The organism is Halomonas sp. TH-94 (assembly GCF_057473365.1).
The window spans coordinates 14660-28001 of sequence record NZ_JBYCKL010000073.1 but is presented as its reverse complement, the minus strand read 5'-3'; the positions used below and the strand labels follow the sequence as shown (position 1 = coordinate 28001).

General features: G+C 61.1%; 12 protein-coding genes. 5 read left to right on the top strand and 7 right to left on the bottom strand.

The window, feature by feature from the left end; translation table 11 throughout:
- Positions 1 to 19: 19 nt before the first annotated feature.
- Positions 20 to 1540 carry an acetaldehyde dehydrogenase ExaC gene (gene exaC, locus AC2VNO_RS14515; protein ID WP_486934796.1) on the bottom strand — a complete coding sequence of 507 codons (1521 nt, stop codon included), beginning with the start codon at positions 1538 to 1540 and terminating at the stop codon, positions 20 to 22.
- 137 nt (positions 1541 to 1677) lie between these two features.
- Here exaC and AC2VNO_RS14510 point away from each other — a divergent pair, with 137 nt between their 5' ends.
- The 3 genes from AC2VNO_RS14510 (at position 1678) to AC2VNO_RS14500 (ending at position 4123) form a co-directional block, all read left to right on the top strand.
- Positions 1678 to 2337: a LuxR C-terminal-related transcriptional regulator gene (locus AC2VNO_RS14510; RefSeq protein ID WP_486934795.1), complete on the top strand. Its 660-nt coding sequence runs from the start codon at positions 1678 to 1680 to the stop codon at positions 2335 to 2337.
- A gap of 100 nt (positions 2338 to 2437) precedes the next feature.
- The gene (locus AC2VNO_RS14505; protein WP_486934794.1) at positions 2438 to 3688 is read left to right on the top strand and encodes a PQQ-dependent sugar dehydrogenase; all 1251 of its coding nucleotides are present in this window, start codon (positions 2438 to 2440) and stop codon (positions 3686 to 3688) included.
- A gap of 78 nt (positions 3689 to 3766) precedes the next feature.
- Positions 3767 to 4123, top strand: a complete 357-nt coding sequence (locus AC2VNO_RS14500; protein WP_486934793.1) for a rhodanese-like domain-containing protein — start codon at positions 3767 to 3769, stop codon at positions 4121 to 4123.
- A 94-nt stretch (positions 4124 to 4217) separates the two neighbouring features.
- Here the strand turns inward: AC2VNO_RS14500 and AC2VNO_RS14495 are convergent, their stop codons facing one another.
- The 6 genes from AC2VNO_RS14495 to AC2VNO_RS14470 all read right to left on the bottom strand — a co-directional run bounded on the left by AC2VNO_RS14495 (position 4218) and on the right by AC2VNO_RS14470 (position 11253).
- Positions 4218 to 4820: a cytochrome-c peroxidase gene (locus tag AC2VNO_RS14495; RefSeq protein WP_486934792.1), complete on the bottom strand. Its 603-nt coding sequence runs from the start codon at positions 4818 to 4820 to the stop codon at positions 4218 to 4220.
- 103 nt (positions 4821 to 4923) lie between these two features.
- Complete coding sequence (locus AC2VNO_RS14490) at positions 4924 to 6360, bottom strand: ATP-binding response regulator (RefSeq protein ID WP_486934791.1); 1437 nt, start codon at positions 6358 to 6360, stop codon at positions 4924 to 4926.
- Positions 6299 to 7483: a nitric oxide-sensing protein NosP gene (nosP, locus tag AC2VNO_RS14485; RefSeq protein WP_486934790.1), complete on the bottom strand. Its 1185-nt coding sequence runs from the start codon at positions 7481 to 7483 to the stop codon at positions 6299 to 6301. Before nosP ends, AC2VNO_RS14490 begins: the two co-directional genes overlap by 62 nt.
- Before the next feature lie 105 nt (positions 7484 to 7588).
- Positions 7589 to 9766, bottom strand: a complete 2178-nt coding sequence (locus AC2VNO_RS14480) for an ATP-binding protein (RefSeq protein WP_486934789.1) — start codon at positions 9764 to 9766, stop codon at positions 7589 to 7591.
- A 40-nt stretch (positions 9767 to 9806) separates the two neighbouring features.
- Entirely contained in the window at positions 9807 to 10292 is a 486-nt protein-coding gene (locus AC2VNO_RS14475) for a putative pterin-binding protein (protein ID WP_486934788.1), read from the bottom strand.
- Positions 10293 to 10437: 145 nt separating this feature from the next.
- A complete protein-coding gene (locus AC2VNO_RS14470) occupies positions 10438 to 11253 on the bottom strand; it encodes a DUF2189 domain-containing protein (RefSeq protein ID WP_486934787.1) in 816 nt (271 codons plus the stop codon).
- 355 nt (positions 11254 to 11608) lie between these two features.
- Between AC2VNO_RS14470 and AC2VNO_RS14465 the strand changes: the two genes are divergently transcribed.
- Positions 11609 to 11983 carry a c-type cytochrome gene (locus AC2VNO_RS14465; protein ID WP_486934786.1) on the top strand — a complete coding sequence of 125 codons (375 nt, stop codon included), beginning with the start codon at positions 11609 to 11611 and terminating at the stop codon, positions 11981 to 11983.
- An 8-nt stretch (positions 11984 to 11991) separates the two neighbouring features.
- Positions 11992 to 13308 carry an FCSD flavin-binding domain-containing protein gene (locus tag AC2VNO_RS14460; protein WP_486934785.1) on the top strand — a complete coding sequence of 439 codons (1317 nt, stop codon included), beginning with the start codon at positions 11992 to 11994 and terminating at the stop codon, positions 13306 to 13308.
- Positions 13309 to 13342: the final 34 nt, after the last annotated feature.

The window sequence follows — 13342 nt, the reverse complement described above, 5'->3', positions numbered from 1 at the left end:
GGCCGGGCGGCACTGTGGCTCAGAAGAAGCCGAGCGGGTTGATGTCGTAGCTCACCAGCAGATTCTTGGTCTGCTGGTAGTGCTCGAGGGCCACCTTGTGGGTTTCGCGGCCGACCCCGGACTTCTTGTAGCCGCCGAAGGCGGCATGCGCCGGGTACTGGTGGTAGCAGTTGGTCCACACGCGCCCGGCCTGGATGCCGCGCCCCATGCGGAAAGCGACGTTGATGTCGCGGCTCCACACGCCGGCGCCAAGCCCGAACTCGGTATCATTGGCAATCGCCAACGCCTCTTCTTCATCCTTGAAGGTGGTCACCGCGACTACCGGGCCGAAGATCTCCTCCTGGAACACGCGCATGCTGTTGTTGCCCTTGAGCAGGGTCGGCTGGATGTAGTACCCCTTGTCGTAGGCGGGGTCGAAGCTCTCCTTGTCGCCGCCGGTGAGGAACTCGGCACCCTCTTCGCGGGCAATGTCCATATAGGACATGATCTTGTCGAACTGTTCCTGGGAGGCCTGAGCCCCGACCTGGACGTCGGTATCCAGCGGATTGCCGCGCTTGATCTTCTGTACCCGCTCCATGACCTTGGCCATGAAGGCGTCGTACATGCTCTCCTGGATCAACGCCCGCGACGGACAGGTACACACTTCACCCTGATTGAAGAACGCCAATACCAAACCTTCGGCGGCCTTCTCGATGAACTCAGGCTCGGCGTTCATGATATCGGCGAAGTAGATGTTGGGGGACTTGCCGCCCAGCTCCACGGTAGAGGGAATGATATTGTCGGCGGCGCACTTGAGGATGTGCGCGCCTACCGGAGTGGAGCCGGTGAAGGCGATCTTGGCGATGCGTTTGCTGGTGGCCAGGGCCTGCCCCGCTTCGGCGCCATAGCCGTTGACCACGTTGACCACGCCCGGCGGCAGCAGGTCCCCGACCAGCTTCATCAACTCGAGCACGGAAGCTGGCGTCTGCTCGGCGGGCTTGAGCACCACGCAGTTGCCGGCAGCCAACGCGGGGGCCAGCTTCCATACCGCCATCAGCAATGGGAAGTTCCACGGAATGATCTGCCCCACTACGCCCAGCGGCTCATGAAAGTGATAGGCCACGGTATTGGCATCAATATCGGCTGCGGTGCCCTCCTGTGCACGAATGCAGCCGGCGAAGTAGCGGAAGTGGTCGACGGCCAGCGGCAGGTCGGCGTTCAGTGTCTCGCGCACTGCCTTGCCGTTGTCCCAGGTTTCGGCCACTGCCAGCATTTCCAGGTTCTGCTCGATACGATCGGCGATCTTCAGCAGGATATTGCTGCGCTCGGCGGCGGAGGTCTTGCCCCAGGCGGGAGCGGCGGCATGGGCAGCGTCCAGGGCCTTCTCGATGTCCTCGGCGGTGGAGCGGGGAATCTGGCAGAAGACTTCGCCGTTGACAGGACTGATGTTGTCGAAATACTGACCCTTGACCGGCGGGACGAACTCTCCGCCGATGTAGTTGCCGTAGCGCTGCTCGAAGGTGATGACGGAACCGGACTGACCGGGATTGGCGTAGATCATGGCGTTGCTCCTTACGTTATCGTTATGAGTAGGTGCAATATCCAGTGTTGGTCAGAAATGCAAAGTGCGACATACTCCCGTGGCAGGAGACGGGCTCGTCCCTTGGGAGGAGAGAGTGAACGGAGAGAGGGCCAGCGATGCCCCCGACACATACCCTTATGGTAGCCGACGACCATCCGCTATTCCGTGAAGCCATCGGTGCCGTAATTAAAGAAGGACTGCCAGGCTGCCACTTGCTGGAAGCCGAGAGTCTGTCCCGCGCCCTGCATCAGGCTAGGTGCCATCCCGACATCGATCTGCTATTGCTTGACCTCGACCTACCCGATGCAGATGGGCTCTCCGGGCTCGCCCAGCTACGTGAGTCACTTCCTCAGTTACCTGTGGCGATCATCTCCGCCGAGCAGGATCGTCGCATCGTGCTGGATGCCATCGGCCAGGGGGCGGTGGGCTACATTCCCAAGTCCACTCCCCGTGCTGCTCTTCTCGACGCCTTGACCCATATGCTGGCAGGACAGGTTTACCTTCCCCCCGACATCATGCGTCGCCCGCCCACCACCCCTGCCCGACGCCAGCCGGACGCCGCTATTTCCGCCCATATCAGCTCGCTGACCGAGAAGCAGCGCGAGGTACTGGCCTTGATGGTGCGTGGCCACTCCAACAAGCGAATCGCCCGGGAGCTCGATATCGCGGAAACCACCGTCAAGACCCATGTCTCGGCGATTCTTCGTAAACTCTCCGTCACCAGTAGGGTCCAGGCCATCGTGGCGGCCAGCGACTGGTCATCTCCCACCGGCTGAAGTCACCTTGAGGAACCCATGAGGCTTTCCTACGCTGGGAAAAGCCCTGGTGCCCCTGTGCCAGACAAGACTTTTCCTCGCCAGCAAGGAGCCAAGCGATATGCATCTGCACGGACCCAACTCCCAGATTCGCTTTTCTCGCACCCCACTCAGCCTCGCCATCGCGCTCAGCCTTTCCGCAACCGGCCTGGCCCATGCCGACGTTCAGGTAACTGATGAAGAAGTCGCCACCGGGGTGGAAACGGAAGAGGTCAATCTGCGGGTCACCCAGGTGGTCGGCGGCATCGAGCACCCTTGGGCGGTGGCCTGGCTACCCGACGAACGGATGCTGGTCACCGCGCGACCCGGCCAGCTCTATCTGGTAGACGGTGACGAAGTGACCGAAGTCGGCAACCTGCCCAAGATCGATGCCGAAGAGGATCAACGCACGGCCCCAGAGGGCGGCAATCAGGGCGGCCTGCTGGATGTAGCCGTTCACCCCGATTACGACAACAACGGCTGGATCTACCTTACCTACTCGAGCCCCGGCGACGACGACTCGGTGATGGGCGACGACGAGTACGGCACCGGCACGGCCCTGGCCCGCGCACGGCTCAGTGACGACGGCAGCGAATTGACCGACCTCGAAACGATCTACGCCCAAGTGCCACGCACCGCACCCGGCCGCCATTACGGCTCGCGTATCGTCTTTCCCGGCGACGGCAGCGTGATGTTCTCCATAGGCGATCGCGGGATTCGCTATCCTTCCCAGGATCTCACCGACCCGGGCGGTTCGATCATCCGCTTGCATGAGGATGGCGGCGCCTTCGAGGGCAATCCCTTCATCGGTGTCGAACCCGGCAATCTGCGCCCAGAGATATTCTCCTACGGTCACCGCAACAATCAGGGCCTGGCACTACACCCCGAAACCGGTGCGCTATGGGCCATCGATCACGGTCCCTCCGGGGGCGGCGAGCAGCTCTACATCGCCGAAGCCGGCAACAACCACGGTTGGCCCCAGGTTTCCTTCGGCACCGAGTACGATACCGACGAGTTCATCGGTATCGGCCAGGAGGCGCCCGGTGTCACGCCGCCCGTCCACGTATGGGACGACACCCTGGCCCCCTCCGGCCTCGCCTTCTATACCGGCGATGAGTTTCCCGGCTGGCAAGGCAACCTCTTCGTAGGTGCTCTCTATGCCGAGCGACTTCATCGCCTAGTGCTGGATGGCAACGAGATCGCGCATGAGGAGGTACTGCTCGAGAACGAGCTGGGCCGCATCCGCGATGTACGCCAGGGCCCCGACGGCATGCTCTACGTGGTCACCGACGAAAGCGACGGTGGGGTCTACCGCATAGAACCCGAGGCCTGATTTCCCTTACATTGTTGGCAGTGGCTGGAGGTCCGTTCGGCCTTCAGCCTCCGTCGATCAATAGGTGAGGGAATTGCCATGGCCAAGCACTCCGAAGAATTTCTCAAGCTCGCCGACGAGGCCAAGCAACGCATCCGACAAGTCTCGCCCGCCGAAGCCAAGGCATTGGTTGCCTCGGGGTCCCTTCTGCTTGATGTGCGCGACAAGGAAGAGTTCGAAAAGGAACATATCGAAGGTGCAGTGAATATCAGCCGCGGCACTCTTGAGATGCACATCAGCGACGTGGTACCCGACAAGCAGATGCCCATCGTCTGCCACTGTGCCGGCGGCAACCGGGGTGCCCTGGCTGCCGATACCCTGCAGAAAATGGGTTACAAGGTCGTCAATCTCGAGGGTGGGCTCAAGGCTTATCAAGAGGACGAGGATCGGGGCTAGCTGGGTTCTGGATACGATGGGATCTAGTGGGTAGAGTCAAGACAACGGGGACCGGTCGCTAGGCGTCCGGCCCCATCTCTATCACCACGCCTAATCAATCGGCTTTGACACCTTCCGGAAGTTCGAAGGGAACCCCCTCGGGCGCATGAAAATTGACCGGGATCTCCCCTGTCAGCGCTTCCTGGAAAGCCACCAGCTCATCCAACGCTTCACTGTCTAGATCCTGGCCGAGCTGGACCCGTGCCATGACTGCAGTCGCGCGACGCAGGTTGTCGACCGAACCATCATGGAAATAGGGTCCGGTCTTCGCCACGTTGCGCAGCAGGGGTACGCGGAAGAAGAAACGATCACGCTCTTCGCCGGTCACCGTCATCAGGCCCGACATGATTTCCGGCGAGCCGGTATGCTCCCAGTAGTTCTCCATCACGCCGAAACGCTGCAACATGGTTCCGCCTACCAGATTGCCGCTGTGGCAGCCCACACAGCCGACGTTCATGAAGCGGTCTAGCCCCTTCACTTCAAGCTCACTCAATGCGTCATCATCCCCTTCGAGCCATGCATCGAAGGGTGACGGGGTACGGAGCGTAGCCTGATAGAATTCCAGTGCCGCGCCATAGTTCTCTACCGATATGGGCTCGGGATCGTTAGGGAAAGCCGCCTGGAAGAGCTCTTCATAGCCATGTTCTCCCCTTTGCACTCATTTCCAGCCAAAAGAGACTGAAAACCTGTAGGCAACGTACAGAAAGGGAGAGAGCCATAGCAAAGAGTTCAGGTTCAAGTTGGATGTTTCTTGACCATGGTCAACTCGAGGGGTGTTGAGACTCACATATGACAGAGCCAGGGGATGCAAGACACTGCTGCAGGAGCATGCGCAGGCGCAGCGGCTTCAAGGGTTTGAGCAGGCAGTCGATTCCCTCCCGGCGGGCCCGTCCTTTCAAAGCGGCATCATGGTTGGCGGTGATGAGTATCACCTGCAGTTCGGGGAAGCGTTTGCGTAACCGACTCGCCACCTCCAGCCCATCCTGGGCGTCATCATCGCCAAGATGATAGTCGACCAATAATGCATCGGGCCGATCGATTAGCCCCTTTCCTTCGAGCTCGTCCAACGATGCAGCTGTGACGACTCGACAGCCCCACCCTTCCAGCAAGGCGAGCATTCCTTCACGTATAGCGGCATCGTTATCGATGACCCAAACCGATACTCCCGCCAGCGGATTCGACAAGTCCTTGTGGATCTCTGGCACGGAATAGCGCTCTCTTGCGGGCAAGGTCGTCGCATAGGGGACCATTATGGAGAAGACCGAGCCATGCCCGGGACGCGACGCCAGTCGCAGCGCATGTCCCAGCATGGCAGATATTCTGTCTGCAATGGCCAGGCCGAGTCCCAAACCGCGATCATGCTCATCCGCACCAGCACCGAGCCGACGAAATTCAAGAAATATCGCCTCCTGCTGAGCCGTTTCGATGCCGGGCCCGGTATCCACCACCGCGATTTCGAGTCCTTCCGGGCGCCGCCTGCAACCGAGCAGGATACGCCCCTGCGGGGTATAGCGAAGCGCATTGGAAAGGAAGTTGCGTACCACTCGCGCCAGCAGTGCCAAGTCCGACTCTATGACGATATCGCAAGCCACATAGTGAAATTCGAGGCCCCGCGCCGACGCCATCTGACGATACTCTTCGGCCAGGACATCGAGTAGCTCACTTGCGCGGAAGGGCGCCTTGTCTGGCTTCAGCAGGCCTGCATCCAGCCGCGATATATCCACCAGCGTTCCCAACAAGGCTTCCACATCCTTCAGCGAGCGGCCGACATTGCCCACCAGCCGTCGCGACGTTGCAGGCAGGACATGCTCCTCCAGAGCGCTTGTGAAGAGGCGCGCCGCATTCAACGGCTGCAACAGATCATGACTGACCGCCGCCAAAAAGCGTGTCTTGGAGTGATTGGCCGCTTCGGCTTCGGCCTTGGCCTTATGTAGTTCGAGCAGCGTCTGCTGCAAGGTCTCGGTGCGTTCTCGCACCTGCTCTGCGAGCAGGACGGTATGCTCGAAAGCAGCATAAGGAGCACCGCCCAACGAACCGCCGGCCTCCACCCGCTCGATCAAGGCAGCACAGATACGCCGCAACCGAGCATTCTCCTCTTCGAGAGCGAGGCACCTGTCACCGACCTCTCCTGAGCGCTCAGAGGGATGGGCGAGATCCAATGGCAACGCCAGTGAAGGTCTGGTTGAGGTGCATGCCATGGTACTGCTCCCCGTAGGTATTGAAGCCAATGACGCCAGCGCGTCCTAGTAGGCAGGAGGCGCTCTCGACCTGATTCAGGCTCTCCAGCTCGAGCCGGCGAAGAAAGCAGTCGCAGCCGAGTATGAGAGCGGGTTCGCCTTGGCGCTGACGCAGCCCGGCAAGAACGTCTTCGAGCTGCTCCAGCAGCGGCGCGGCCTCCATGGCAGTCAGGACGATGCCGTTTTCAACGGCACAGTAGAAGCTGAGACTGCCGTCCGGGTTCGCTCCCTGAATGGAGCGCACGTAATGCTGCTCGCCGATACGTACGGCAAGCGGGTAGCGAGCGAAGACTTCCGCAGTAAGGTCTGCCAGCGGCATGCCAACGAGCCGGGCATACTCCTCGGCAGCCGGCACAGCATTCAGCTCTATCACCCTGCGCCGTTCATGATCGGCATGCGTCACCACCAGCTTGTGTTCGCGAGGTTGCAAGTGGTGCGCGGTGAAAACTTCGAAAGGCAGGCAGGTCTGAAACATCACTATGACGGCCGATTCATTGTGGAAACCGCCGCTACTGAAGACATGGGTATGTGCCAGGTGATTGTCATCTCCGGCCGACCCACCAAAGCTGGGAATGCTACCAAGGGCGGTATCCAGCGTGGCCAGCACTTGCTCCTCGCAGCTGGAAAGCCCATCCAGCAGCGTCATCACGAAATGCTGACCGTCCCAGCCAGGCGCCTCTCGACGGCAGTCTTCGAGCAACTTGCCGGTGAGCCGCTGCGCCTGGATCAAGTCGAAGCCTGCCAGGTCATCGATAAGGGCATGGGCGACGGAAAAATAGCGCCGGTCGAAACCGATCGCCACGATGCAGCCTCGACAGTAACCCTTGGGAGTGATCTCGCCAGCAGTCGTGCAGCCAACGACCGCCACATCTCCGAATACGTCGGTCATGGCTTGCCCCAGCCTGTCCAGCGGATACTCGGCACTGCAAAAAAACAGCACGAAGCCCAGTTCGGCATGCTTCAGCGATATGCCAAGTTCTGTCGCCGCAGCGGAAGGATCCTGACGTCCGCTGTAGGCAGTTCGCACGGCCGGTCCGGAAGCCGTGAGTGTCGGGTCGGCAGGCTTGGCATATAGTAGATCCATGGTGGGGATCTCCGCTGTTTCGCTCCAGTTTAGGGCGATCGCGAAGCGCTTCACAACGCACTGAAGGGATTTACCTGCCCCCCATCATGTCGGCACGGCGCCAGCTCAACCCTGACGTCGGTCGAGCCAGGCTTCCAGCGCCTCGAGGGTAACGGGAATACTGGCCTGCAGCACTCTGAGTTCGACGGCCACTTCCTCATGCTGTTCATGGCGTGCCGCAAGCTCCAGGCGACGAGCCGTAGCAGCCAATCTACGCCCGCCGAGGCTTCCCGTTTCGCCCTTGACGCGATGTGCCCTGTCCGCCAGGGCCGACAGATCGCCGCACTCGAACGCTTCGCTCAGGCTCACAGCGTGTTGTTGTAATTGCTCACGATGCACGGCGAACAGGGTGCCAAGCGTTGCCAGACCCAGCGACTCCTGCAGCTCGACGAGGACTTCCTGATCGAGCATTTCTGCCGTTGGCATAACCTGGTCACTAACGCTCAGGGTTCGTCCCGCCAGGCCCAGCTTGAGCGTCGCCGCCAGGTCGGCGCGTCGCAGCGGCTTGGCTAGATACCCCGTCATGCCCGCTGCCAGGCAGCGCTCGCGCTCGGCGCCCGGACCGCCGGCCGTCATCGCGATGATAGGCACCGTAGCGCGCCAGTCCGCCATCGCGCGGAGATGCTGAGTCGTTTCCAGACCATCCATATCGGGCATCTGGACATCCATGAAAATGAGATCGAAGGTGTCCCGGCCGGCCATGTCCAGCGCTTTCTTACCACTCTCGGCCACGCTGACACTGCATCCATGACGTTCGAGCATGGCCACCGCCACCTGCTGGTTCACCGGATTGTCCTCTACCAGCATCACCTTCGCACCGATGCTGGGCTCCGGCTCCCGCTCCAGCTCAGGCTGGGAAGCAGCTTTCTCAGGCTCGCCAGCGGACACGCCTTGCAGGGGCAACTCGACCCAGAAGTAGCTGCCGTGGCCGAGGCGGCTATCGACACCGATGGTGCCGCCCATCGCTTCCGTCAGGCGCCGGCTGATGGAAAGGCCCAGCCCGGTGCCGCCATAGCGCCTCGCCGTAGAAGCGTCAGCCTGACGAAAAGGCTCGAACAGCCACTCCTGCTTTTCCTCCTCGATTCCAGGGCCGGTATCGCGAACCGCAAGGTTCAGCCCACCCTGACGGCCCAGCGTAGCCTCCACGCATACTCCACCCCGCTCGGTAAACTTGATGGCATTGGAGAGCAGGTTCAAGAGCACCTGGCGCAGCCGCGCCGGGTCTCCGAGGACATGTTCCGGCAAAGACGACGATATCTTGCTCGTCAGCTTGAGCCCCTTGAGTTGGGCGTGCGGCTCGAATAGACGGCAGGCTTCGCCGATAAGCGTTGCCAGACGAATCGGCCGCCGTTCGAGTTCCAGCTTGCCCGATTCGATTTTCGAGAAATCGAGTATGTCGTTGATCAGATCCAGCAGGCGCGCCGCACTGACATGCAAGGTGCGAGCGTACTCTCGCGATTTCGGATCGAGCGGTCTATCCAGCATGAGATCGCTCATGCCGATGACGCCATTGAGAGGCGTGCGTATCTCGTGGCTTACGGTAGCCAGAAACTCCGATTTCGCCTTGCTGGCGGCCTCAGCTCGCTGCGCGGTGGACTGCAGCTCACGGCTCAGAGATTCCAGCGATCGTCGCGCCTCGGCATTGTCTCGCCCTTCTCGCACCAGAAACACCACGACCAGCAAGGCGGAAAGACTCATGGCCATGATCAGCGCCAACAGCAGCGCATATAGCGTCTGCAGCGCTTCCCGGTCGCGGGTGGCGGATTCGGCAAGGTGGCCATTGATGGCAATGATAAGATGCTCGGTCAGCCCCCCGACGCGCTCCAGGCGATCGGACAGGACCCAGCGTTCTCCCTGATCGAGTTCCTCGATCTCTGCGAGCAGGGCATCGATATCATCCATGAGTACCACGAGGTCGGGCAGCAGCCGGCTGGCCATGGGCACCTGCTGCAATATCTGGCTGATGTCACCACGGTGAAGCAGGTTGATGCGGCTGTAGATCAGCTCGAAGCGTAAACGAAGGGACTGGAGCGACCTGCCGGTACCGACCTGCAATGCCAGATCGCTGCGCAGCTGGACGATGTCGCGGTCCAGCTTGTAAGCGTGCCAAGCGGCATCGCCAATCACGCTGCGATGCAGCGTTTCCTGGCGCCAGGCGGCCAACCCGACCACCACCAAGGCAGCGGTGAAGAAAAGCAGGGCCGCCACGGCCCCCAGCTTCAGGCGCAGCGGATAGCGCAGCACGCGTCAATTCTCCGCCAGCGAATCTCTATGAACACCAGAGTCACGGCACATCGATGGCACCGACATGCCAGACAGAGCGGTGGCGGATGGTTTCGTTGAGCAACTGAGGGTGCTCGTCGAAGGGATAGAGCACGAAGACAGGCCCGAGGTCACGCACGGCAATGGGGGCGCCGTCGCGCTTGATGGCGAGTATCACGTCATAGTCCTGAACGTCGGACCGAGGGATCTCGACTTCATATTCGTTCAAGGACGTCACCCGCACGCTCTCACCTTCCGCTCCAGCCGCTTCGAGTACGGCACGAAACAGTGGCCCCTCGAAGCGTCCAACCCCCTCCGTCCAGGGTGTCGTCGTCTCGATAACATGGGGTGAAAGGGACATCAGCTGCTCATAGTCGAGATGCAGCTCGCCGTCGACATTGGGATATTCGATATTGCCAGTCACCCTGAGCAATACCTCGCCTTCAGGGGGCGGCAACGGCTCGGCGAGTGCGGGCAGGCTGGAAAGCAGCAGGGCAACCGTTGTCATTGCGCAGCTTGGCCATGATCGACGCATAGTGGACCGTCCCAGTCAGTGGTATCGGCCAAGCCTACGCGAATCTCAACAAAAGTTCAGGTAGTAAACACGACAAAAAAACCGACAGGGGACACTGCCCCCTGTCGGGTACGGGGGCTCAGCTCTGGATCTTTTCCACCGGCTCACAGCGCACCAGATCCTCATACGCATGCCAGCTGGCGTGGCCAAGCACTGGCAGGATCAATGCCAGGCCGATATAGAACGTCATCACGCCGATCAGAACGCAGCCGGTGAGAATGGCCGCCCACAGCAGCATCGGCTTGAAGTTACGCGCCACCGTGCGCACGCTCGCTTCTATCCCTTCCATGAAGGTGAGGTCCTGGTCCATGAGAGTAGGAATGGCCACTACACTGATGGCAAAGGCACCAAAGGCGAGCACCGCCCCCATTGCGCTACCCACCACGATCAGCCCGAGGCCTTCCGGCGTGGTCAGCAGAGATGCGTAAAGCTCAGCCGGCCCCGGCGCCTCGAAGCCGAAGAACAAGGCAAACAGCAGCGTGGCCAGGCGAATCCAGGCAAGAAAGAAGATCATCATCATGACGCCCATCATTGCCAGCTGACCCGCATGCGGACGCCAGGCGCCAAAGGCGTCACCGAGGTGAGGTTCGCGACCGTGCTCCAAAGCTCGACTGATGCCATAGGAGCCGACCGCCACCAGCGGCCCCAGGAACATGAAGCCTGCTACCAGCGGCAATAGCCAATGCCAGAGATCGAGAACGATGGCCCCGGCGGTGACGGCAATACTCAAGCCGACCCAGAACATGCCATAGGCAAGACTGACGGCCGTGGCCCGGCGAAAATCCTCGAAGCCTGCGGCAAGCCACGCTCGGGGCCTGTCCATGCCAATCGGGTTGATGGTGATCTTGACGTTGGGAACGGATGATTGTCCGGCGGATTTGGTCGCTGCATTCATTGTTCTACCCCGTTGGTCGCCATGGTGGGACAGTGAGCGTCTTTCCGGCCGGGTGGTCCGGATGACATCTTATTGTCTTCATGCCTTCTACTGTAGTTGACCGCGCACAAGGCTGCTGAGCAAAGTTGTCAACGCAACGGGCAATCTCTCCACCTTATTTTTATGGCACCTTGTACTGCTAAGTGTCTCTGCCGAGAATGAGGCAGCAATCATTTCCTCATGGAATAAGGCCATTATCTATTGGCCTGTTCAGTCATAAGGGAATGCCGAAGTGTTCCTTCTTGCGTCCCGCTTTTGCCATTAACATGCAGCTACTGGTTGGGACACAAAAAAATACGCTATCAGGAGCCTGACGATGAAACGGTCCTTGCGCATGGCGGTTGCGCCGGTAATGGGCGCACTGCTGCTCACGGGTGTCGCTGCACCGAGCTTTGCCGAACCCACCTTCTCTTCCGAGCAGGTCGATCTCATGGCGAGCGGTTGCGCCAATTGTCACGGCACCGATGGCCGTCTGGTGGGCAGCGTGCCGACCATCGCCGGGCGTCCCGCTGCGGTGCTGGAAGCCCGCCTGTTGGCGTTCAAGCATGGCGAGCCGGGCGATGTCACCATCATGGATCGCATTGCCAAAGGGTTCACCGACGAAGAACTCGCAGCCCTGGCTGGTCATTTTGCCGCCATAGACCCGGTGGACAAAGACGATTCGAACAATGCACAAGAACCGCAGGAGTGAGGCGCGCCATGACTAAGCATCTCCAACGTTCCGGCATCAACCGTCGCCAGCTGATCAAAGGCCTTGGCGCCGCTTCGCTGTTGCCACTGGTGGGTGGCGTCGCCCCCTTTGCCATCGGCGGCGAGAACGCCGGCAAGGTCGTGGTGGTAGGTGGCGGCTTCGGCGGGGCTACCGCCGCCAAATACCTCAAGCGCGCCAATCCGGCGATCGAGGTCATCCTGGTCGAGCCGGCCGAAACCTTCTACACCTGCCCTTTCAGCAACCTGCACCTGGGCGGTCTGCGCAGCATGGATGCCATCGCCCACGGCTACGACGAGTTGAAGGACCGCTATGGCGTGCGGGTGATCCATGCCACGGCCGAGGAGGTCGATGCCGCGGCACATACGGTACGTCTCTCCACCGGTAGCGACCTGGAGTACGACCGACTGGTGCTTTCTCCCGGCATCGACATCCGCTGGAATGCGCTGGAAGGCTACGACGAGGAGGCAGCCGAAAAGGCGCCCCATGCGTGGAAGGCCGGCAGCCAGACGGAAATACTTCGCGCTCAGCTGGAAGCGATGGACGACGGCGGCACCTTCGTCATGGTCGCCCCGGCCAACCCCTTCCGCTGCCCACCTGGCCCCTACGAGCGCGCCAGTCTGGTGGCCAACTACCTGTCGCAGTACAAGCCGAAATCGAAGGTGCTGATTCTCGACGCCAAGGACAACTTCTCCAAGCAGGGGCTGTTCATGGAGGGCTGGGAGCGGCTTTACGGCGACCGTATCGAATGGGTCGGTCTTTCCAACGACGGCCGCGTCACCCGGGTCGACGCCGAGCGTCTCGAAGTGGAGACGGAGTTCGGTACCGTGCACCGTGCCGATGTGCTCAACGTCATCCCGCCGCAGAAGGCCGGCTGGATTGCCGAGCGGGCCGGCGTCACCGACGATTCCGGCTGGGTGCCGGTCAAACCGGATACCTTCGAGTCGCTGCAGGTCGAGGACATCTACGTGATCGGCGATGCCACCGTTGCCGCGCCGATGCCCAAATCGGGCTTCTGTGCCAACGCCCAGGCCAAGGTCGTGGCGGCGGCGATTGCCGCTTCACTCGAGTCGCGGCCGGCCCCGGAGGCATACTGGACCAACACCTGCTACAGCCTGGTCGGCCCTGAGTATGGTATTTCCGTGGCCGGCGTCTACCGCGTGCAGGACGGAGTGATTGCCGAGGTCGAGGGGTCAGGCGGCGTGAGCCCGATGGATGCCCCCGACGCCACTCGGGCGCTGGAAGCGGAATATGCCGTCGGCTGGTATAACGCCATCTGCCAGGACACCTGGGGCACCCAGGCCTGAATTCTGCCGCGACAAGACGCTATAATACTCGGCC